The 21,747-nt window shown below is 65.0% G+C and carries 19 protein-coding genes; 7 read left to right on the top strand and 12 right to left on the bottom strand.

The annotated features are described in order from the left end of the window. The 6 genes from ACQ4WS_RS19230 (at position 1) to ACQ4WS_RS19205 (ending at position 6,349) form a co-directional block, all read left to right on the top strand. Complete coding sequence (locus ACQ4WS_RS19230) at positions 1 to 336, top strand: DUF3649 domain-containing protein (RefSeq protein ID WP_436478675.1); 336 nt, start codon at positions 1 to 3, stop codon at positions 334 to 336. Beyond that, on the top strand, positions 333 to 1,958 hold the full coding sequence (locus ACQ4WS_RS19225) for a PepSY-associated TM helix domain-containing protein (protein WP_436478674.1): 1,626 nt from the start codon (positions 333 to 335) through the stop codon (positions 1,956 to 1,958). The genes ACQ4WS_RS19230 and ACQ4WS_RS19225 overlap by 4 nt, the downstream gene beginning before the upstream one ends. Continuing rightward, positions 1,958 to 2,311, top strand: a complete 354-nt coding sequence (locus tag ACQ4WS_RS19220) for a DUF3325 domain-containing protein (RefSeq protein ID WP_436478673.1) — start codon at positions 1,958 to 1,960, stop codon at positions 2,309 to 2,311. The genes ACQ4WS_RS19225 and ACQ4WS_RS19220 overlap by 1 nt, the downstream gene beginning before the upstream one ends. A gap of 11 nt (positions 2,312 to 2,322) precedes the next feature. Next, complete coding sequence (locus ACQ4WS_RS19215; protein WP_436478672.1) at positions 2,323 to 2,865, top strand: sigma-70 family RNA polymerase sigma factor; 543 nt, start codon at positions 2,323 to 2,325, stop codon at positions 2,863 to 2,865. Continuing rightward, a complete protein-coding gene (locus ACQ4WS_RS19210) occupies positions 2,862 to 3,815 on the top strand; it encodes a FecR domain-containing protein (protein ID WP_436478671.1) in 954 nt (317 codons plus the stop codon). Before ACQ4WS_RS19215 ends, ACQ4WS_RS19210 begins: the two co-directional genes overlap by 4 nt. Positions 3,816 to 3,892: 77 nt before the next feature. Then, positions 3,893 to 6,349 carry a TonB-dependent siderophore receptor gene (locus ACQ4WS_RS19205; RefSeq protein ID WP_436478670.1) on the top strand — a complete coding sequence of 819 codons (2,457 nt, stop codon included), beginning with the start codon at positions 3,893 to 3,895 and terminating at the stop codon, positions 6,347 to 6,349. Here the strand turns inward: ACQ4WS_RS19205 and ACQ4WS_RS19200 are convergent. From ACQ4WS_RS19200 to ACQ4WS_RS19145, 12 genes are all read right to left on the bottom strand, one after another. Then, complete coding sequence (locus ACQ4WS_RS19200) at positions 6,340 to 8,142, bottom strand: putative bifunctional diguanylate cyclase/phosphodiesterase (RefSeq protein ID WP_436478669.1); 1,803 nt, start codon at positions 8,140 to 8,142, stop codon at positions 6,340 to 6,342. The two genes, ACQ4WS_RS19205 and ACQ4WS_RS19200, sit on opposite strands and share 10 nt — an antisense overlap. Positions 8,143 to 8,311: 169 nt before the next feature. Next, positions 8,312 to 9,940, bottom strand: coding sequence for a methyl-accepting chemotaxis protein (locus ACQ4WS_RS19195; RefSeq protein WP_436478668.1), 1,629 nt, complete (start codon positions 9,938 to 9,940; stop codon positions 8,312 to 8,314). Positions 9,941 to 10,167: 227 nt separating this feature from the next. Then, entirely contained in the window at positions 10,168 to 11,640 is a 1,473-nt protein-coding gene (gene xylB / locus ACQ4WS_RS19190) for a xylulokinase (RefSeq protein WP_436478667.1), read from the bottom strand. 17 nt (positions 11,641 to 11,657) lie between these two features. Then, positions 11,658 to 12,548, bottom strand: coding sequence for an AraC family transcriptional regulator (locus ACQ4WS_RS19185; RefSeq protein ID WP_436478666.1), 891 nt, complete (start codon positions 12,546 to 12,548; stop codon positions 11,658 to 11,660). Positions 12,549 to 12,583: 35 nt separating this feature from the next. Continuing rightward, the gene (locus tag ACQ4WS_RS19180) at positions 12,584 to 13,708 is read right to left on the bottom strand and encodes an ABC transporter ATP-binding protein (protein ID WP_436478665.1); all 1,125 of its coding nucleotides are present in this window, start codon (positions 13,706 to 13,708) and stop codon (positions 12,584 to 12,586) included. Between the two features lie 2 nt (positions 13,709 to 13,710). After that, entirely contained in the window at positions 13,711 to 14,751 is a 1,041-nt protein-coding gene (locus ACQ4WS_RS19175) for an NAD(P)-dependent alcohol dehydrogenase (protein WP_436478664.1), read from the bottom strand. 13 nt (positions 14,752 to 14,764) lie between these two features. Beyond that, entirely contained in the window at positions 14,765 to 15,592 is an 828-nt protein-coding gene (locus ACQ4WS_RS19170) for a carbohydrate ABC transporter permease (RefSeq protein ID WP_436478663.1), read from the bottom strand. Then, a complete protein-coding gene (locus tag ACQ4WS_RS19165) occupies positions 15,580 to 16,470 on the bottom strand; it encodes a carbohydrate ABC transporter permease (protein WP_436478662.1) in 891 nt (296 codons plus the stop codon). Before ACQ4WS_RS19165 ends, ACQ4WS_RS19170 begins: the two co-directional genes overlap by 13 nt. A 120-nt stretch (positions 16,471 to 16,590) precedes the next feature. Next, positions 16,591 to 17,853, bottom strand: a complete 1,263-nt coding sequence (locus tag ACQ4WS_RS19160) for an ABC transporter substrate-binding protein (protein WP_436478661.1) — start codon at positions 17,851 to 17,853, stop codon at positions 16,591 to 16,593. A gap of 118 nt (positions 17,854 to 17,971) precedes the next feature. Then, complete coding sequence (locus ACQ4WS_RS19155; RefSeq protein WP_436478660.1) at positions 17,972 to 18,508, bottom strand: GNAT family N-acetyltransferase; 537 nt, start codon at positions 18,506 to 18,508, stop codon at positions 17,972 to 17,974. Then, a complete protein-coding gene (locus tag ACQ4WS_RS19150; protein WP_436478659.1) occupies positions 18,505 to 19,023 on the bottom strand; it encodes a GNAT family N-acetyltransferase in 519 nt (172 codons plus the stop codon). The genes ACQ4WS_RS19155 and ACQ4WS_RS19150 overlap by 4 nt, the downstream gene beginning before the upstream one ends. A gap of 36 nt (positions 19,024 to 19,059) precedes the next feature. Next, positions 19,060 to 20,334 (bottom strand): amidohydrolase family protein, encoded by a 1,275-nt coding sequence (locus ACQ4WS_RS19145; protein WP_436478658.1) that lies wholly within the window; start codon positions 20,332 to 20,334, stop codon positions 19,060 to 19,062. A gap of 383 nt (positions 20,335 to 20,717) precedes the next feature. Between ACQ4WS_RS19145 and ACQ4WS_RS19140 the strand changes: the two genes are divergently transcribed. Next, positions 20,718 to 21,587: a phasin family protein gene (locus ACQ4WS_RS19140; protein WP_436478657.1), complete on the top strand. Its 870-nt coding sequence runs from the start codon at positions 20,718 to 20,720 to the stop codon at positions 21,585 to 21,587. The last annotated feature ends 160 nt before the right edge of the window (positions 21,588 to 21,747 follow it).

Raw genomic sequence — 21,747 nt, 5'->3', positions numbered from 1 at the left:
ATGCAAGCGCCAGCCATCATTAAAATGCCGCGCCTGCGGCTCTCCGCCGGCACCGTGTACCGCCTCGGCGTGGCGTCGCGCAGCGTGGCGGCCATCGTTGGCGGCTACGTACTGGCCGCGCTGGTCACCATGCTGCTGTCGGTGAGCCTGCCCATGGCCCGTTCCGAAGCCGTCATGACAGCCACCCTGCTGTCGTTTGCCATCTATACCTGCGCCGTGATGTGGGTCTTCGCCACGCGCAGCGCCCTGCGCGCCTGGCTCGGGCTGTTGATCCCGGCCGCCGTCATCGCCGCCATCCTGCAGTCGATGGACGCACTATCCTGGAGTCTCGCATGAAAGAAGGTTTCCGCCAGTCGATGGCATGGCTGCACACCTGGTCCGGCCTGCTGGTCTGCTGGATTTTATTGCTGGTGTTTTGCGCCGGCACGGCCAGCTACTACCGCAATGAAATCACCCTGTGGATGCAGCCCGAATTGCACGGCGCCGCCGCCAGTCAGGTGAGTACCGAGGAAGCGGCCAAGGTCGCGCAAAAAGCGATGGAAGAGCGGGCCACGGGCGCCACGCGCTGGTTCATCAGCCTGCCCGGCGAGCGCAGTCCCGCCACGCAACTGGGCTGGAGCAAACCGTCGAAGCCCGGCGAAAAGAAGCGCGGACGGCGCGGCAATTTTCATAGCGAAAAAGCCGACCCGGCCACGGGCGAGGTGCTGTCGAAGCCGCGCGAGACGCGGGGCGGCGAATTCCTCTACCGCCTGCACTTCGACCTGCACTACATGTCGGCCATCTGGGGCCGCTGGATCGTGGGTTTCTGCGCCATGTTCATGTTCGTCTCCATCATCAGCGGCATCGTCACGCACAAGCGTATCTTCAAGGACCTGTTTACCTTCCGGCCTAAAAAGGGTCAGCGCTCGTGGCTCGACGCGCATAACGTGACGGCCGTGCTGGCCCTGCCCTACCACATCATGATCACCTACACGGGACTGGTCACCCTGATGTTCCTGTACATGCCGTCCGGCGCCACGGCCGCCTACAAGGGCGACCAGGATGCCTTCTTTGCCGAAGCGTTTCCCGGCCGCTCGGGCGACAGCAAGCCGGCCGGCGTGGCCGCGCCGCTGGCGCCACTCGCGCCCCTCGTGCGCCAGGCGGAACAGCACTGGGGTGGCGGCAAGGTCGAACGCATCTCCGTCAACCACCCGGGCGACGCCAACGCCACCATTTCGCTGACGCGTGCCGGCGGACGCGACCTGTCGTCGAAGCAGCCGTCGATGGAATTCGATGGCGTGTCCGGCAAACTGCTGTCCACCGATGGCGCCGCGCTGCCCGGCGCGGCCGCCACGCACGGCGTGATGGTCGGCCTGCACATCGCGCATTTCGGCGGACCGCTGCTGCGCGCCCTGTTCTTCCTCTCCGGCCTGGCCGGCTGCGCCATGGTCGCCACGGGCGCCCTGCTGTGGGCCGTCAAGACGCGCCAGAAGCAGGCCAAGGCACTGGCCGCCGGCCAGCGCGCCAGCTTTGGCCTGCGCCTGGTCGAGGCGCTCAACATCGGCGCCATCGCCGGCATCCCGATCGCCTTCGGCGCCTACTTCTGGGCCAACCGCCTGCTGTCGGTGACGATGGAAGACCGGCCGAAAGAGGAAATCGCCTGCTTCTTCGGCGCCTGGGCCCTGGCCGCCATCATCGCCCAGCTGCGTCCCTCGCGCGCCATGTGGCGCATGCAGCTGGCCGCCGGCGCCTTCCTGCTGGCATCGCTGCCCGTGCTGAACCTCTTCACCACCGGCTCGCACCTGGGCGTGACCCTGTTCCTGGGGCGCGGCCCCGTGGCAGTGGCCGCCTTCGACCTGGTGGTGCTGGTGCTGGGTCTGGGCCTCGCGTATGCGGCGTTCAAATTGAAACCGCTGCCCGTGAAGGCGGCCAAGGCAGTCCCCGCCGCCAAGCCGGCAACGACGATGGAGACCGCGTGATGGAGCTGCTGTCAAACTTCCTTGTATTTGCCCTGTGCTATGCGGGCCTGTCCTCGCTGTGCCTGGCGATGGACCGCCACTACGCCGACCTGCACGGACGCGGCGCCGAACCGCCTGCACCGCTGCGCCGCCGCCTGCAGTGGGCCGGCTGGCTGGCGCTGGCGGCCGGCCTGGCCTGGGCCATGCACATCGCCGGCGGCGGCTATGGCCTCGTCTATTGGGTCGGCAGCCTGACGGGCTGCGGCTTGCTGCTGATCTGGCTGCTGCCCTACGCGCCGCACCAGGCCATGCGCCTGGCGCGCGTCATCGGCGGCGCGGCCGTGCTGGCTGCCATCGCGCTGGCGATTCTGTAGATATCGTGGCCATGCCAGGCAGTCCGTTCGCGCCCTCACCCCTGCTGCCCACGCAGCTGGAAATCCACTACCGCGCGCATCACGGCTGGCTGGCGCACTGGCTGCAGCGGCGCCTGGGCAATGCTGCCGAGGCAGCCGACCTGATGCAGGATACTTTCGCGCGCCTGCTGGCCAGCGCGCCTATGCAACCGCAAACGCCGGCCCTGCGCGCACCGAAAGCCTACCTGGCGACCGTCGCCAAACACCTGCTGATCAACCATTTGCGCCGCCAGTCGCTGGAACGCGCGTGGTTGGACGCGCTCGCCGCCCTGCCCGAACAGCATGTGCCATCGACCGAGCAGCGCGCGGAAATCCTGCAAGCGCTGCAAGCGGTCGATGCCATGCTCGACGGCCTGAAGCCGAAGGTGCGCGCCGTCTTCATCATGGCGCAGATCGAAGGCCATGCGTATGCGGACATCGCCGCGCAGCTGGGCATCGGCGAGCGCTCCGTGAAGCGTTACGTGGCCGAGGCCCTGACCGAATGCGTGCTGCTGGCGCCGGACCTGCCGGCATGAGCGCGGCCGCTCCAGCATCTCCTCTGCTGTCGCGCAAGGTGGCGCGCCAGGCCGTCGAATGGTATTTGCTGGAGCAGTCGGGCCAGGCCACGCCGGATGAGCTGGCGGCGTCGGCCGAGTGGCGCGCACTCGACCCGGAACACGCGCGCGCCTGGCACAGGGTGCAACAGGTGAGCCAGACGGCGAATCTGCTGCCGCCGGATCTGGCCGTGCCCGTGCTGCGCCGGCCGCAGCGCCGCGTGGCCGTGCAGGTATTGCTGGCGCTGATGGCGGCGCCCGCCGCGTGGCTGCTGGTGCGCCACGAGATGCTGGCCGATTACCGCAGCGGCGTGGGTGAACGGCGTGTAGTGTCCCTGCCCGATGGCGGCACCCTGGTGCTCAACACGGACAGCGCCGTCGATGTGGCATATGGCGCCGGCGAACGCCGGCTGACCCTGCGCCGCGGCGAAGTGCTGGTGCAGACGCGCCCCGATCATGCGGGCAGCCGCCCTTTCATCGTCGCCACTTGCCATGGCCGCATCCGCGCGCTGGGCACGCGCTTCACCGTGCGCGTCGACGACGACAGTAGTCGCGTGACGGTGCTCGAACACGCGGTGGAAATCACGCCGCGCGCGCCTTCAGCCACCGTCCGCACGGTTGCAAAGGGCCAGCAAAGCCGCTTCGACGCCAGCCACGCCGGCCTGCCCATGCCAGCGCCACTGCAAGCCGATGCGTGGGCGCACGGCATGCTGGCGGCGCAGGACATGCGCCTCGATGCCTTCGCTGCCGAATTGTCACGCTACCGCCCCGGCCTGCTGCGCGTGGAACCGCAGGTGGCGGGCTTGCGCCTGTCGGGCGCCTTCCAGCTTGACGACACGGACGCCGTGCTGGAAAGCCTGGCGCGCATGCTGCCCGTCGACGTGCTGTACCGCACCCCGTATTGGGTCACTCTCGCGGCCCGCAAAAAATAATCGTGAAAAGTTGGCCCTTTTTTCACCCTGGCCTGTCCTGTGAGTATCACAACGACACTCACCGGAAAGGCCAGACCATGCACCCACCTCGTTTGACTCCCCTCGCGCGCGCCATCGGCAGCGCCATGATCCTGCTGTCGCTGTCGCTGGCGCAGGCGCCGGCCATGGCGGCCGATGCCACCTCCGCCCAAGCTAGCACGCAAATCAGTTTCAGCGTGCCGCCGGGCGAGCTGTCCGCCGCCATCGCCAACTTTGCCATCGAGGCCAAAGTGAGCGTGGGCGCGGCGGCCGAACTGCTGCAAGGCGTGCGCACGCCAGGCTTGAGCGGCAGCTACACGGTACCGCAGGCACTGGCCCGCCTGCTGGCCGGCACGGGCCTCGATGCGCTGCCCAGCGGGGAACGCAGCTACGTGCTGCGCAAGGTGGGCGCCGCCTCGCCCGCCGCGCCGATCGCCGCCACCCTGGACGAAGTGGCCGTCAACTCCAGCGCACTGCGCGACGGCACCACGGAAGGCAAGCGGAGCTACGCGGGCCTGACCAGCGCCACGCGCCTGAACCTGTCGCTGCGCGAAACGCCGCAAGCCGTCAGCGTCATCACGCGCCAGCAGATCGACGACCAGGGCTTGCGCACCTTGCAAGATGTGCTGCTGCAGGCGCCCGGCATCACGGTCGACCATTCCTCGAGCACGCGCGAATACGACCAGGTGTTTTCACGCGGCTTCGAAGTGACGTCATACATGTTCGACGGCATCCCGACCAGCAAGAACCTGGAAGCGCGCACCTACGACATGGCCATCTACGACCGCGTCGAAATCATCCGCGGCGCGACGGGCCTGATCAGCGGCACGGGCAGCCCGTCGGCCGCCGTCAACCTGGTGCGCAAGCGCCCGGGCCGCAGCTTTGCCGCCACGGCCGGCGCGCAGCTGGGATCATGGGACCGCTACCGCATCGAAGGCGATGTCTCGACGCCGTTGACGGCGGACGGCAAGGTGCGCGCGCGCATCGTCGCCGCGCATGAAGACCAGCGCTCGTTCATCGACCGCTACCGCCAGAAAAAGGACGTGCTGTACGCCATCGTCGAGGCGGACCTGTCGCCCTCGACGGTGCTCAGCGCCGGCATCAACTATCAACAGGAAAAGCTCAAGGGCGCAGGGCGCGACTTCCCCATGTTCTATGCCGACGGCTCGCAGACCCGCTTCCACCGCTCGATGAACGGCACTGCCGCGTGGAGCACGTATGAGCGCGAACAGAGCATGCTGTTCGCCACGCTCGACCATTATTTCGACAACGACTGGATCGCCAAGGTGGCCGTCAGCCGCAGCAGCAACCAGTACGATGCCTTGCAGGGCTTTTCCGGCAATGGTTACCCGGACCGCGTGACGGGCGGCGGCATGCGGCTGTGGCTGGCCAACTGGCACAGCAAGCCGCAACAGACCTCGCTCGACGCGTACATCAGCGGCCCGTTCCAGGCCTTCGGCCGCAAGCATGAACTGGTGCTGGGCGTGAGCGCTTCGGAACTGAAGACGAATAGCCCCATCTATCCGGGCTGGCGCCTCGATGGCTATGACCATACGGTGCCCGATATCCACGCCTGGAATGGCGCCATGCCAGTGCCCGACTACAGCGGCACGCGCCTGGGCAGCTCGTACGACAAGGAACAGGAAAGCGGCCTGTATTCGACGCTGCGCCTGCGCCCGACGGACGCCCTGTCGGTGATTTTTGGTGCCCGCCTGTCGTACTGGAAGCGCGACATCCGCAGCGATTATGTCAACGACACGGACCTGTACGACGCGATGCGCGAAAACGGCAAGATCACGCCGTATGCGGGCCTCGTTTATGACCTGGGCCGGCACTGGTCGGCCTACGCCAGCTACACCAGCATCTTCACGCCGCAAAGCCAGCGCGACGTCAACAGCCGCTTCCTGGCGCCGCTGCAAGGCAAGAACTACGAAGTGGGCGCCAAGGGCGAATTCTTCGGCGGCAAGCTCACCACCAGCGCCGCCCTCTTCCAGCTGAAGCAGGAAAACCTGGCCGAAGCCGATCCGGGCAACGTCTGGATCATCGGCACGGGCGGCGGTTCCTACGCCTATCACACGGTGAAGGGCGCCACCACGCGTGGCTTCGAGGCGGAGGTGTCGGGCCAGCTGCGTCCCGACTGGCAGCTGACGGCCAGTTATGCCCATAGCCGCATCCGCAATGCCGCCGGCGCACGCATCCAGACCAACCAGCCGCAGAACATGGCCAGGCTGTGGACCACCTGGCGCCTGGCGCAAGGCGTGCCTGGCCTGGTGCTGGGCGGCGGCGTGAACTGGCAGAGCGATATCTACATGGATGACCGCGGCCCGAATGGCGAACGCTTCACGCAGAAGGCGTATGCCGTGGCGGGCCTGATGGCGCAGTACCAGGTCAGTGCGCAGCTGGTGGCGACCCTGAACGTCAACAATATCTTGGACAAGCGCTACTACTCGACGGGCATGGGTGGTTACTACGGCGATCCGCGCAACGCCTTGCTGTCGCTGCGCTATCAGTTCTGAATGACTTCACTGCTTTTGAGCAGCGCTTCGATACCTTCGGGCGCCATGGCGCGGCCGAGAAAATAGCCAAACGCTTCGTCGCAGCCCATCTCGGCCAGCAGCTCCAGCTGCTCGCCGCTTTCCACGCCGCCGGCGATGCTGCGCAGTCCTAGCGTGCGCGCCATCGCCACGATGGCGCGCACCATGGCGCCGTCGCCGCCCGGTTTGCCAAGGTCGTCGATGAAGCACTTTTCGATCTTCACGGCATCCGTGGGAAAGCGTTTCAGGTAATTGAGCGACGCGTCGCCCGTGCCGAAATCGCTGATGGCGATCGCCATGCCCAGCTGGCGGAACTGGCGCAGTATCAGTTCGCAGTTCTGGTTGCGCTCAATCAGGATGCCGGCGGCGATTTCCAGCTCGATGCAATGCCCCGGCACACCGGCCGCCTCCAGCGCGGCGGCGAAATTGCGCGCGATATCGCGCTGGTAAAACTGGCGCGCCGACAGGCTGACGGAAACCGTCAGCATCTGCCCCTGCGCTATCCAGCTGCGCGCCTGTTCCACCGCCGTGGCCATCACCCAGGCCCCCACCGGCAGGATCAAGGCGCTTTCTTCCAGCACCGGCAAAAAATCGAGCGGCATCATCAGGCCCAGTTCCGGGTGCTTCCAGCGCAGCAGCGCCTTCACGCCCGTGATCGTGCGCGTCTTTAAGTCCATGCGCGGCTGGTAGAACAGGGCGAACTCATTGCGTTCGAGCGCGTGGCGCAGGGCCGTCTCAAGGATGGTGCGCGAATACGACTGCGTCTGCATGCGCGGCGCGTAGCGCAGGCAGGTGCCAGGCGCGTGGCGCTTGGCCGCATACATGGCCAGGTCGGCCTTTTCGATCAGCGCATTGACGTCGCTGTCGTCGTCCGGGTACAGGGCCACGCCCACGCTGGCCGCCACCGACAGGCTGTATTCGCCGATGACGAAGGGTGCGGCGATGGCGCCGACGATTTTCTCGGCCACCCGCTCGGCATCGTGCGCCGTGCGCAATTCCGTCAGCAAGATGATGAATTCGTCGCCGCCCTGGCGCGCCACCGTATCGACCTTGCGCACGCACTGCTGCACCCGGCGCGCAAACTCCGTCAGCACCTGGTCGCCCACGTCGTGCCCCAGGCTGTCGTTGATGGATTTGAAGCGGTCGATATCGACGAACAGCACGGCCAGCAAAGCCTGGTGGCGGCGCGCGTAGGCGATGCCGTGCTCGAAGCGGATCTGGAAATGCAGGCGGTTCGGCAGCCCCGTCAAGCCGTCGTGATGGGCGATGAATTCCAGCTGCTGCTCGGCGCGCCGGCGCGCCGACACATCGTGCAGCAGCAGCACCGCGCCACCCTGCGCCAGCGGCGCGCAGCTGTACTGCACGTCGATACGCTTGCCATCGAGGTGGCGCAGCAGCACGGCGCCGCGCACCACTTCCAGCACTTCCTGCTGCGCCACGCAGTCGCGCACCTGGCGCGCCGCATCGACGGGCGTGCCGTCATGGAACAGCGGCAGCAGTTGCGTCACGGGCTGGCCCAGGCCAGCGGCGCCCAGCAGCCCACCCATGGCATTGGCGCGAGGATTCAGGTAGCGCACCACGCCATCGTGATCGGTACCGATGACGGCCGCCGGCAGCGCGTGCAGCAGCGCCAGCGCATCGGCCATGCGCTGCGCCTGTGCCGCCTGCAGCACCGCGCCGGTCGCATGGCGCATGCGCCACATGCGCGCCGCCTGCCACTGGCAGGCCAGCAGCACGGCCAGGGTCAGGCACAGCGCCAGCAACAGCGCCGTCATGCGTCACCCGGCAAGCGGAAAGTGGGAAACATGGTTTTCCTTTGCAACGCGCGCCATGCGGCCGGGCGCAAATACATGCTGAAAGGAAATAATATAAGAATTTTGGCGCGATATTTGCCTGATGAGGCGCCGCTTGACTGGCATCAAGCGGCACGGAGGCACGCCTGCTTCAGGCCAGCGACAGCCTCCGGGACGGGACGGCGCCCACCGGGGCGTCCACGCCGGGCGTGCCGTGCAGCTTGAAGATGCTGACGGCGTCGGCCAGGCTGGCCGCCTGCTGCTGCAGCGCATCCGCGGCGGCGGCGGCCTGCTCCACCAGGGCCGCGTTCTGCTGCGTCACGCCATCCATCTGGCTGATGGCGATGCTGATCTGCTCGATGCCGTCGCGCTGCTCCACGCTGGCCACGGCGATCTCGCCGATGATGGCGTTGACGCGCTGCACGCTGCTCACCACATCATCCATCGTGCGCCCCGCCTGGCTGGCCAGCACACTGCCCTCTTCCACCGTGCGCACGGATTCGCCGATCAGCTGCTTGATCTCGCGCGCAGCCTCTGCCGAGCGGTGCGCCAGGCTGCGCACCTCGGTGGCCACGACGGCGAAACCGCGTCCCTGCTCACCGGCCCTGGCCGCTTCCACCGCCGCATTCAGGGCCAGGATATTCGTCTGGAAGGCGATGCCGTCGATGACGGCGATGATGTCGACGATGCGCTTCGACGAGGCATTGATATGGCTCATGGTCTGCACTACCTGCGCCACGGCCTCGCCACCGCGCTGCGCCACGTCGGATGCGCCGCCAGCCAGCTGGCGCGCCTGGTCGGCGTTGTCGTTATTCTGCCGCACGGTGGACGTCAGTTCGATCATCGAGGCGGCGGTTTCTTCCAGCGAGCTGGCCTGCTCTTCCGTGCGCGAGGACAGATCCATGTTGCCGCTGGCGATTTCGCCGGACGCCGTGGCGATGGCGTCCGTGCCGGCGCGCACCCGTCCCACGATGGCGGCAAGGTTGCCGCTCATCGCTTTTAGAGCGCGCAGCAGATCGCCGATTTCATCGCGGCTGCCATCGGCCACCACGGCGCGCAAGTCGCCCGCCGCCACCTGCTGGGCGATGCCGACGGCCGCGCCCAGCGGCACCGTGATGCTGCGGATCAGCCACCACACGGTGATTGACCCCACGACCAGGGTCACCAGCACGGTGGCCAGCATGGCGATGCTGGCGCTGCGGTGCGCGGCGGCGTCCTGCTCCTTCATCTGCACCATCAGGGCGTGCGACTGCTTGCCGATGGCCGCAACGATGGCGTCGATCTGGCGCGTCGGTTCGCGGTCCATGCCCTTGACCAGCGCATCGACGGTCTGGGCGCTGTCGGCGCGCGCGCCATCAAATTTTTGCAGCGCCGCCAGGTAGCTCACGCCCAGCGCATCGTGCGCCTGCAGCGCATGCTGCACGGGCGCCGTATCGAGCTTCAGCGCCGCCATCATCGCCTGCAGGCTTTTCAATTCCTTGCGCGTCTGCGCACCACTGGCGACAAACGCTTCGCGGTAGCGCTGGAAGGCGGCAGCATCGCCGCCGCGCAGCAGGATGTTTTTCCATTCCTGCACCTGGATCTTGAATTCCACCTGCGCGCTGCGCGCCGCGTCAACCGCTTCCGTCAGGGCCACCGCGCGTTGCATGGCCTCGTTGCCACGCGCGCTGGCCGCGTCAAGCGCGCTCCAGCCACGCGCACCAACGAACACCAGCGCAAGAAAGAAGAAGGCGCCCAACAGACCCAGGCGGACGGAGATTTTCAGATTCGCGAGTTGCATGTGTTTCTCCCGGCGGCAAGAACAGGATGGCAACAACGGCGCCGCCAAAAACTATCCAATTCTCACCAAATGGGGAAATCATGCCGCGTGCCCCGTGAAAAACCAAGCAGCACTTTCGCTAGAGAAACACTTTCAGCATAGAAACAACAAATTACATTGGAAGGTTGACTGTCTGGCCATATTGCAGGGCGTGCAGCATGGCCGTGCCGGCAATCTTGCCGGTTACGCTAGCGCGCCACGGCAGCTGCCGCAAACTCTTCGCGCAGCAGCGGATATAAACGCCGGTAGCGCGCCAGGCGCTCGTCCAGCACGGCGGACGCTTGCGGCGCCACCGTTTCCTGCACGGGCGGGCGGGTGCACACCTGCGCGGGCGGCAAGCCCGTCACCGCCATCTGCGCCAGGCGCGCCGCGCCCATGGTGCCGCCGGCCGCGCCGTGGTCGTGGCGCAGCACGTTCAAGCCGGAGGCATTCGCACACAGCTGGGCCCAGAAGCGGCTGCGCGAACCGCCGCCGACGAACGACGCTTCTGCCAGATGTGTGCCAGCGCTGCGCAGGGCCGCATTGCCGTCGGCCATGGCAAAGGCCACGCCTTCCATCACGCTGTAGGCCAGCTCGGCGCGCCCGTGCTCCGTCGACAAGCCAAAAAACACGCCGCGCGCGGAGGCGTCGTTATGCGGCGTGCGTTCGCCGCTCAGGTAGGGCAGGAAGACCGGTGCCGTGCGCGCCTCGACGTTTTCCGCCAGTTTCACCAATGCTCCGATGTCGCTCGACTGCGTCAGCCGCGCCACCCAACTGAGGCTGGACGCGGCGCTGAGGATCACGCTCATCTGGTGCCAGCGCTCGGGCAGGCAATGGCAGAACGCATGCACGCCCTGGCCCGGATTGGGCGCAAAGCCATCGCTGCCGGCGAACAGCACGCCCGAGGTCCCCAGCGACAGCAAGCCGGCGCCAGGCTCCACTACGCCCAGGCCCACGGCAGCCGCCGCATTGTCGCCCGCACCGCCGGCCAGCAAAACCGGATGCGCGATGCCCCACTCCTGGCACAGGGACGGGCGCACCTGCGCGGCGGCGGCGCTGCCCTCGACCAGGCGCGGCATGTGCTCGCGCGTCAAACCGGTCGCCGCCAGCATGCGTTCGGACCAGTCGCGTTTGGCCACATCCAGCCACAGGGTGCCGGAAGCGTCGGACATGTCGGACACATACTCGCCCGTCAGGCGCAGCGCCACGTAATCCTTCGGCAGCAAGACCTTGGCCGTGGCGCGGAACAGCGACGGCTCGTACTTTTGCAGCCATAGCAGCTTGGGCGCCGTAAAACCCGGCATGGCCTGGTTGCCCGTGATGGCGCGCGACTCCGGCACCAGCGCCTCAAGTTCCACGCATTCGGCAAAGGCGCGCGTGTCGTTCCACAGGATGGCTGCGCGCAGCACGTGCTGCTGCTTGTCGAGCAGGGTCGCGCCATGCATCTGGCCCGACAGGGCGATGCCGCGCAGGCCGGAAAACGCCATCGGCTGCGCAGTGCGGATGGCCGCGATGACATCCAGGGTGGCGTGCCACCAGTCTTCGGGATTCTGTTCCGACCAGCCGGAATGGGGACTGGACACGCGCAGGGTCACGCCAGCGCTGGCCAGGATGGTTTGGGCGTCATCGGTGAGGATGGCCTTGACTTCGGAAGTGCCGATATCGATACCGAGATAAGTCATTTGATTCCAAAAGAGAGTTAAGAATGGCCGTCGCCGGACGGCTCGGGCATGTTCATCAGCAGGCAAGAGCGGAATTTCGACGGCGACATCTGCTTGTGGGCCAAAAACTGGCGGTTGAAATTGGAGAGGTTGTTGAAGCCCGTGCGGTAGCAGATATCGGTGACCTTCATGTCCGTGTTCATCAGCAGCTCGCAGGCCAGCGCGATGCGCTCCTGGTTGACGTATTGAATGAACGAGGTGCCCGTATGCTTGCGAAAGAAACGCGTGAATTTGAGCGTATTCATCTCCGCCACGTCGGCCACGTCCTGCTCGCAAAAATCGAGCGTGATGTTCTGCTTGATATAGGCCAGTACCAGGTTGATGGTCGATGACATGTAGCGGCCCGCCTGCGCCAGATAGGTGACGCTGGCCAGCGGACGCCGCTCGCGGCAGTCGCACAGCTCGGCGAACAGGCGCGTAAACAGCTCGACCCGGCGCAGGCCCTGCGCCGTCGTCAATTCCTTCATCAGCGGCACCAGGCGCAGGCCCAGCGCATCGGGAAATTGCAAGCCCCGGCCTGCCTCGCCCAGCAAGGCTTTCAAAGGCGCCATTTCCGGGAACAACAGCGCGCAGCGTTCGATGAAGTCGCTGGAAAACTGCAGCACCAGGTCGCGCTCGGGCAGTACCACGCCTTCCGGCAGTTCGCTGACCCAGTTGTGCGGCAGGTTCGGCCCTGTCAAAATCAGATTGCCCGCCCCATAACTGCCGATATGGTCGCCGATAAAAAATTTGCCATTCGATGTGATGATAAAGTGCAGTTCGTACTCGGGATGAAAATGCCATTTCGCCACGGTGTGCGGAAAGCCGTGCGCCCATGCGCGAAACGATTCGTGGATGGGTTTATGGATCAGTTCCAGGTCAGGCGTCACGGCAGTTCCCTTGCGCGGTCTCGGTACTAGCTATTCTAACCACTTACCTGACCACTGAGCGCCACGGCCAGCCCGCTGTCGGCGTCGAACAGATGCATGTGCTCTTCATCGAAGGCCAGCGCCAGGGTCTGGCCCACCTGCGCCGCACTGTTGGCCGCGTTCGCCGGCAGCAGGGCCGACAAGGTCAAGGCGCCGCACTGAAAGCTGATCAGCGCTTCGGCGCCCAGCAGCTCAACCAGGTCGATCACGCACGCCATGCCATGCGTGCCTGCCTGCTCCTGCGGCAGCGCCGCGCGCAAGTGATTCGGGCGCAAGCCGAAGACCACGCGCGTGCCCGCCTGCAGCGCCGCGAAGCGGAGCGATATCAATGGCCAGCGGTAGCCGGCGCACGCGAGCACCGTTTGTCCGCCCTCTTTTTCAACGACGCCATCGATGAAATTCATGGCTGGCGTGCCAATGAACCCTGCCGCGAACAGGGTGCGCGGATAGTTGTACAGTTCCGCCGGCGTGCCGATCTGCTCGATATGCCCGCCCTTCATCAGCACCACCCGGTCGGCCAGAGTCATCGCCTCAAGCTGGTCGTGCGTCACGTACAGGGTGGTGGTGCGCAAGCGGCGGTGCAAGCGCTTGATGTCGGCGCGCAGCTGCGCGCGCAGCTTGGCGTCCAGATTCGACAGCGGCTCATCGAACAGGAACACCTGCGGCGTCTTGATCATGGCGCGCGCAATCGCCGTGCGCTGCTGCTGGCCGCCCGACATGGCGCGCGGCTTGCGCTCGAGCAGGCTGTCCAGGCTGAGGATGGCCGCCACCTCGCGCACGCGGCGCTCGATCTCGTCGTTCGGAACCTTCAGGCGGCGCAGGCCGAAGGCGATATTGTCGTACACCGTCATGTGCGGATACAGCGCGTAGTTCTGGAACACCATCGCCACGTTGCGCGCGCGCGGCGGCAAGTCGTTGACGACGGCGCCGCCGATCAGCAGCTCGCCGCCACTGATGTCTTCCAGGCCCGCGATCATGCGCAGCAGGGTCGACTTGCCGCAGCCCGATGGCCCCAGCAGGACGATGAATTCGCCGTCATCGATTTCCAGGTCGAACGGCTGCAGCACGGCCGTCTTCTCGTCATAGGTCTTGTGCAGCTGCCTGCAGGCGATGTTTGCCATGGTTAGTCTCCTGCCAGTTCAATTTGTATCTTGACGTCGCGCGGATGGCCCTGGGCCGCTTCCTCGAAGGCCTGCACGCCGTCGGCAAAAGCGAAGGTGCGCGAAATGAAGGGTTTGACGTCGATCTTGCCCGAGGCCAGCAAGGCGATCGCGCGCGGGAAGATGTTCGCGTAGCGGAACACGGACTCGATGCGCACCTCCTTGGCCTGGATGGCGACAATATCCAAGGGCACGTGCTCGGGCGGCATGCCGACCAGCACCAGGCAGCCGTTCGGGCAGAGCAGATCGATGATGTTGTCGTAGGCGCGCATGCTGCCGCTGGCTTCAAAAACAATGTCGGCGCCCCAGCCGCCCGTCAGTTCGCGCACCGTCTCGACCAGGCTGGCCTGGCGCACGTTGACCGTGGTCACGGCGGGGTTATCGGCGAACAGGGCCAGCTTTTCCGGCACCAGGTCGGCCAGGATCACGCGCGAGCAGCCGCCCGCCAGCGCCGCCAGCGCATTCATGGCGCCGATGGTGCCGGCGCCGATCACGATGGCCACGTCGCCCGGCTTGATGGCCGCTTTCTTGGCCGCCTGGAGGCCGATGGCCAGCGGTTCGACGATGGCGCCTTCGCCGAAGCTGACGTTGTCGGGCAGCTTGAAGGTGAACGAGGCCGGATGCACGACATACGGCGTGAGGCAACCGTGGATGGGCGGCGTGGCCCAAAAGCGCACGGCCGGATCGAGGTTGTACAGGCCGCGCATGGTAGCCGGCGAATCGAACTGCGGCACGCCCGGCTCCATGCAGACCCGGTCGCCCACCTTCAGGTGCGTCACTTCCGTGCCCACTTCGGCCACCACGCCAGACGCTTCGTGCCCGAGCACCATCGGCGCTTCGACGGCGAAGGGACCGATCTTGCCGTGCTTGAAGTAATGCACATCGCTGCCGCAAATGCCCACCGTGTGCACCTTGATCTTGACGTCGCGCGGGCCGACGATGAGCGGCATGTCAATGTCGCGCAAGGTGATTTTTTCAGCCTGTTCCAAAACGAGTGCTTGCATGATGATTTCCTTTTTATTTGTGTTTGAGCATGGAGTTGAGCAGCCGTCCCAGGATGCTGACGAACAGCAGCGGCGGCAGCGCCAGCAGCACGGTGGAGGCGTTCACCACGCCCCAAGGCACTTCCTGGCCCATCGAAGTAAACGCCGACGCCACCACGGGCAGGGTCATGCTTTTCGAGGAAGTGAGCGCCAGCGCGATCATCAGTTCATTCCAGACCAGCACGAAGCTGAAGACGATGCCGCCCATCAGGGTTTTAGAGGCCACCGGCAGGGCCACGTGCCAGAACACCTGATAAGGGCCGTAGCCGTCCAGCGCCGCCGCTTCCTCGATCTCCTTCGGGATGCGGGCAAACGCGGGAATCGACAGCCAGATGATGGTCGACAGCGTCACCAGCAGATACGTCACCACCATCGACAGGCGCGAGTCGTACAGGCCCAGGTCGATCCAGATCGAGATCAGCGGGATGGCCACGGCCACCGGCGGCAAAAAGCGCAGGGACAGCAGGAAGAACTGGATATCCTTCTTGGCCGGGATCGGATAGCGGGCGATCGCATATGCGGCCGGCACGCCCAGCACGGCGCCCAACAAGACGGCCACGCCGACGATGGCCACGCTGTTGCCCAGCCCCGTCAGCACTTCGGGGCTGGCCAGCACCTGCTGGTAGTTGGCCAGGGTCGGGCTGAAGAAAAAGCGCGGCACGGGCGTGACGATATCCATCAGCTCCTTGAAGGAATTGAGCACGGCCCACAGGATGGGAAACAGCGCCACCAGGACGATCACCGTGGTGATGGCGGTGGTGGTGACGGCACTTGCGCCGCGAGAGAGCGTCAGTTTTCCCATTTGGCGACCCGCTTCCAGAGGAGGGTGAATATTACGGTGGTGGCCAGCATCATCAGCACGGCCATGCTGGACGCGTATGACACCTTGCCCATCAGGCCGATCCCTTGTGCATATGCGTACATGTCCAGGGTTTCGGTGGAGATGCCGGGACCGCCCTTGGTCATCACGTAGATCAGATCGAACGAGCGCAGCGACTCGACCATCTTGATAAACAAGAGGCTCATGATGGGCACCTTCAGCATCGGCAGCGCGATGTAGGCATACACCTGGAGCGTGCTGGCGTAATCGAGGCGCGCCGCTTCCAGCGGTTCGGTGGGCAGCGTTTCCAGCAGCTTCAGGATGACGGCGCCGAAGAACAGGCCCCATTGCCAGATATCGACCAGCGCCACCGCATACAGTGCCGTGGCGGGATCGGACAGCAGGGCCGTGCCGCCCAGGCCCACGCATTCCAGCAGCCAGTTCAAAATGTCCATCAGCGGCGAATACATGAACTTCCAGATGAAGGCGGCCGACACGCGCGGCAGCAGCACCGGCACGATCAGCAGCAGCGCGATGACGTCACGCGTGCGTCCCTTGATTCTCTCGAACAGGAACACGGCCAGCAGCACGCCGACGATCAGCGAGCCGGCCACGGTGACGACTTCCCAGATGGCCGACACCTGCACGGCATTGAGGAAGCGGCGGTCGCCGAACAGGCGGAGAAAATTGGCAAAGCCGACGTAGTCGCTGTCGCTGTAGCGCAGCACGCGGTTTTGCAGGGCCAGGTTGATGGCGGCGATGCTGGGCACCAGGCCCAGTACCAGCAGGACCAGCAGCGGCAGCGTCAGAAAGACGGCCGGCAGCCAGGTATGGCGTTTCTTGCGAATGGTATGCGGCATGGTGATGGCTTTCAAACGAGAACGGACAAGCGCTGGCGTTACCCCAAAAGCAAGAGCCGGGGTCAGACCCGTCGGGTCTGACCCCTGGTTTTAGCTGGTGGAGTCGTTGGCGATATGGGCTTATTTACGCTTGCTGGCCCGTTGCATCACTTCCGTGGCGTACTCGTTGGCCTCATCGAGCGCGCTTTGCACGTCGCCGCGCGTGCCCGTAAACACCTCTTCCAGCACTACGCCCAGGTTGTCGCCAATGTCCGGCCACTCGGGGCTGGGCCAGATGGTGACGCGCGAGACGGGCGTGGTGTCCGTCAGGCCCGCCTGGATCTGCGGCTTGACGTGCTTGCGGAAGTAGTCGCTGGCGATGGTGCTGCTGCGGTTGTAGTCGCTGAAGACCTTGTCCTTCAGGCGCGCCTGTTCCTGCTCCTTGCCCGTGGCCCAGGCGATGAACTTGCCGGCCGCCTGGCGCGTGCATTCATCCCTGGCGCCCGTGGCGGAAATGGCCAGGCCATGGCCGTAGGCGGCAGATGCCAGCGGCACGGGCGGGCGCACATAGCCCACTTTGTCGACCACCGAGGATTTTTTCGGGTCTTCCATCCAGTCGGCGAATGGCGTCGATTCGATCATGAAAGCCACCTTGCCCGACCTGAACGCTTCGAGCGCGTTGCTCCAGTCGTAAGTGGCGCCGCCCGGCGGCGAATACTTGAACAGGTCGCGGTACAGGGTCGTCGCTTTCACTGCCTGCGGCGAATTGAAGGTCGGCACGCCATTGTTTTCCCACTTGCCGCCGGCGGCCAGCATGAACGGCGCCCAGCGCCACACATTCATGCCCGAGCCGCGCTGGCCGCGCGCCGCCCAGCCGTAGACATGCGGCGGGTTATTCAGTTTTTTCACGGCGGCGACCAGTTCGTCGAGCGTCTTCGGCACGGCGATGCCGGCCTTTTCCAGCAAGTCGCGGCGGTAGAACAGGAAGTCGCTGCCGCCGATCAGGGGCGCGAAATATGCCACGCCCTTGTACGCGGCGACGGCGCGGCGGCCCGGCAGGAAGTCATCGTAATCGGCGTCCTTGGGCAGGTATTTGAGCAGGGGGACGACCCAGCCGGCCGTGGCAAATTCGGCCACGTTGGCTTCGTCGATGTAATAGATCTGGTAGGAGCCAGCCTTGGTGGAAGCGTCCAGCCTGGCCTTGGAGCGGCGGTCGTTTTCGCCGAAATAGCTGATTTGTACCTTGGTGCCGTTTTTCTTTTCATACTCAGCGAGGGTCTTTTCCATCACCGTCAGGCCCAGGCTTTTTTGCGCCAGCACCTTGAGGACGGGCACCGAGCAGCTTTGCGCCGAAGCGTCGGCAAAAGCGGCGGACATGAGGGCGCCCCATGCAATAGCAGTCATGATTTTCATAACACGTCTCCATTTTTATAGTCCGGTGGTCTTCCACCGGTGAATCCACTATAAAAACAAAGACGGCCTGCCACCACTGCAAAAGCGGCCAGTTTTCAAATACTATTTTTCACGCGTCAGTACACAAAAAATCACGCCGATAGATATTCGAGTCCTTGCCGCCCAGCGGCTGGCGCGAAAAGCGCTCGAAGCGCAAGCCAAGCTTGTTGAGCAGATTGATCGAGGGCTGGTTGCCGGGTGACGTCAGGCCATACAGGGTGGGCACGCGCAGCACGTCGTGGGCGTGACGCAGCACGCTGGCGGACGCCTCCCAGGCCAGGCCCTGGCCGCAATGTGCGGGAAGCAGGGCGTAACCGATGTCAGGCCCGGGCATGGTGGCGCGCTTGATCAACCCGCACATGCCGATGGCCACGCCCTCGCTGCGCAGTTCAATGATATAAAAGGAATAGCCCAGCTCACGCTGCTGCGCCATCGGTCCCGTTTCCAGTGCCGCGCGGGCAGCCTCCAGCGTGTGGATATTGCGCTGGCCGATATTGGTGATCCACGACGGGTCGTTGACCAGTTCCATGTAGAAGGCCGCATCGTCCAGCGTAGCGGTGCGCAGACGCAGACGGGGCGTCTCGATCACAGTGACGGCGCCGCTCATGCCGGCCACTGCATCGGATCGCTCAGTAACTGGTACATCACGTAGGCGTCGACATAGCCGAGCTGCGCGTGGCGGTAGGCCAGCGGCAGGGTGGCGACGACGCTGAAACCCAGCTTTTTCCACAGGGTGACGGCGGCCAGGTTGGTGCTGACGACAAAGTTGAACTGCATCGCCAGATAGCCCGCGCGGCGCGCTTCTTCCATGCAGTGCACGCCCAGCAGGCGCCCTACGCCCACGCCCTGCGCGGCCGGATCGACCATGAACGAGGCATTGGCCACATGCGAGCCATGTCCCGGCTGGTTCGCCACCAGCTTGTACATGCCCAGCAGGCGCTCGCTGCCCATCACGGCGACAAAGCTTTGCACGCCAGGCCCGAACCAGTAGGCGTGGCACGCTTCGCGCGTGGTATCGGCGGGGAAGGTATAGGTGTCGCCAGCGGCCACCAGGACCTGGAAGATGGCCCACATGGCGTCGAAATCGGCTTCATTGGCCGGGCGGATATCAATTTCTTTCAAGGCGGTGCTCCCGATAACAAGTGATGGCAGATTGTATCAGCGCCCCAGGCGGAAATTGACCGTCTCGGGCCGGCCCGGCAGATGCAAGCGGGCGCCGGTGCGCGGCGACTCGCTGACGACTTTCCCGCGCCGCAGCACCAGGCGCCGCGCCGCGCGCAAGCGCAGCGCTTCCACCGTGGAGCCGCAATCGAGGATCAGCAAGTCCGCATGGCAGCCGGGTGCAATGCCGTAGCCATCCAGACCCAGGATGCGCGCCGGCGTTTCTGTCACCGCCAGGAAGCAGTCGTGCATGGCTTGCTGGCCCGTCATCTGCGCCACGTGCAAGCCCATGTGCGCCACTTCCAGCATGTCGCCCGAACCGAGGCTGTACCACGGGTCCATCACGCAGTCGTGACCAAAGGCGACGGGGATGCCGGCAGCCAGCATCTCGGGCACGCGCGTCATGCCGCGCCGCTTCGGATACGTATCGTGGCGCGCCTGCAGGGTGATGTTGATGAGGGGGTTGGCAATGGCCGCCACGCCCGCCTCGCGGATCAGGGGCAAGAGTTTGCTCACATAATAATTGTCCATCGAATGCATGGACGTCAGGTGCGAGCCCGTCACCCTGCCCTGCATGCCAAGGCGCTGGCTGTGGAAGGCCAGGGTTTCGATATGGCGCGACAGCGGGTCGTCCGACTCGTCGCAATGCATGTCGACCATCAGGCCACGTTCGCAGGCAAATTCGCACAGCAGGCGCACGGATTCCGCGCCGTCGGCCATGGTACGCTCGAAATGGGGGATGCCGCCGACCACATCGACGCCCATGGCAATCGCGCGCTTCAGATTGTCGAAGGCGCCGGGACTGCGCAGGATGCCGTCCTGCGGGAAGGCCACCAGTTGCAAATCGAGATACGGCGCTACTTGCCGCTTGACGTCGAGCAGCGCTTCGACGGCCAGCAGGCGCGGGTCGCAGATATCCACGTGCGAGCGGATGGCCAGCAAGCCGCGCGCCACGGCCCAGTCGCAATACTGCAGGGCGCGCTCCACCAGGGCGTCCTGCGTCAGTTGCGGTTTCAGCTCGCCCCACAAGGCGATGCCTTCGAGCAGCGTGCCGGAGGCGTTCACGCGCGGCAAGCCATAGCTGAGCGTGGCGTCCATGTGGAAGTGCGCATCGACAAACGGTGGCGTGACCAGGTCGCCGCCGGCGTCGATCTCTTGCGCGCCCGTCACGGGCAAGGCAGGGCCGACGGCGGCGATGCGGCCGCCCTCGATGGCGATATCGATGGCGCGACGCCCATCGGGCAGGCTGGCATTGCGGATAACTAGGTCCATGCGGAAACTCCTTCGGTAAACTTCGGTGCGTGACGCTTCAAATTAATTGCTATTTAATACATCTCTGCGGGATGCTGCGGTGCACGAATGCAGCCACTGGCAAAAGCATAGCCATAGATTCGCTGGCAACACCTTGCGCATGCGCAAACTTCCCGCAAATGCTGCCAGGCGCATGAATAGGGCGAGCACACGGTGCAGGGGCTGAATAAAATAGCTTTCAACTAACTTGAATCACCGCTAGAATATTCATATTGCGTTGCATCATAATCAGGCTCTGATCAGTTACTCAGCACGCTACCCACTTTACAAAACGCGGCCAACTCTGGTTTTCGGGATTTTGCAGAGCGTTTTGCCAGCATTTTAATCCGTACAAAGGAGTAAATATGTTTCCGCTTCCAGAACAAATTTCCAGCGCCGCCAAATCGCAACTGGAAAGCCAGTTGCAAATCTTCAGCACCGTGACCAGCAAAGTCTTCGAAAGTGCCGAGAAAATCATCGCCCTGAACCTGAACGCAGGCAAGGCCGCCCTCTCCCACACGGCGGAAACGGCGCAGCATTTGCTGGAAACGCAGGACCCGCGCGACTTCTTCAGCTACAGCACCAGCCAGGCGCAACCGAATATCGCCAGCCTGCTGGCGTATAGCCGCCAACTGTTCGGTATCGCCTCGAGCACCCAGGCTGAATTGCTGGCCTCGGCCAAGGCCCGCCTCGATGCGGCCGCGCCTGCAGCCGTTCCCGCCCCGCCGGCAAGCAAGCCGGCGCTGGCAGTCGTCGCTCCCGTTTCTGCCCCAGCGCCTGCACCTGCACCTGCACCTGCACCTGCGTCAGCAGCGGCACCTGCGCCCGTTGCAGCCAAACCTGCCGAAGTGGCCAAGCCTGTCGCCAAGGCAGTGCCCGCTCCCGTTGCCGCCCCCGTAGCCAAGCCAGTGGCAGCACCGGCCAAGATTGCCGAGAAGGTTGCCGAGAAGGCCACCGACAAGCCCGTCGTGAAAGCGGCCAAACCCGCACCGGCAGCCGCCGCCGCGCCAGTGAAAGCGGCCGCGCCAGCACCGGCCAAGCCGGCCGAGAAACCATTTCCTTCGAGCAAACAAGTCGCCAAGCCGGCCAGCGCCGCCGGCAAGACCGTGGCCAAGGTTGCCGTGAAGCACGCGCCAGCACCCGTCGCCAAACCGACAGCCAAGACAGCGCCCAAGGGCGCGCCATCGAAACAGCTCGACATGCTGGGCGGCGGCAAAGGCAGCGGCCGCAAGTAAGTCTCGCGCACCGCACTGACGCAGCAAAACAACGGGCTACGGCCTAATGCCGTTCAGTTAAGACTGAACGGCATTTTTATTTGGGGCTTGTAAACGTCAGTGTCTGCTGTTAACCTGCCTGGCTATGCTCGACGATACTCTCCACTTTCTTGCCAACCAC

The organism is Janthinobacterium leeuwenhoeki, from assembly GCF_051380795.1.
Lineage (GTDB): Bacteria > Pseudomonadota > Gammaproteobacteria > Burkholderiales > Burkholderiaceae_D > Janthinobacterium.
This window is presented reverse-complemented; position numbering and strand designations above follow the sequence as displayed.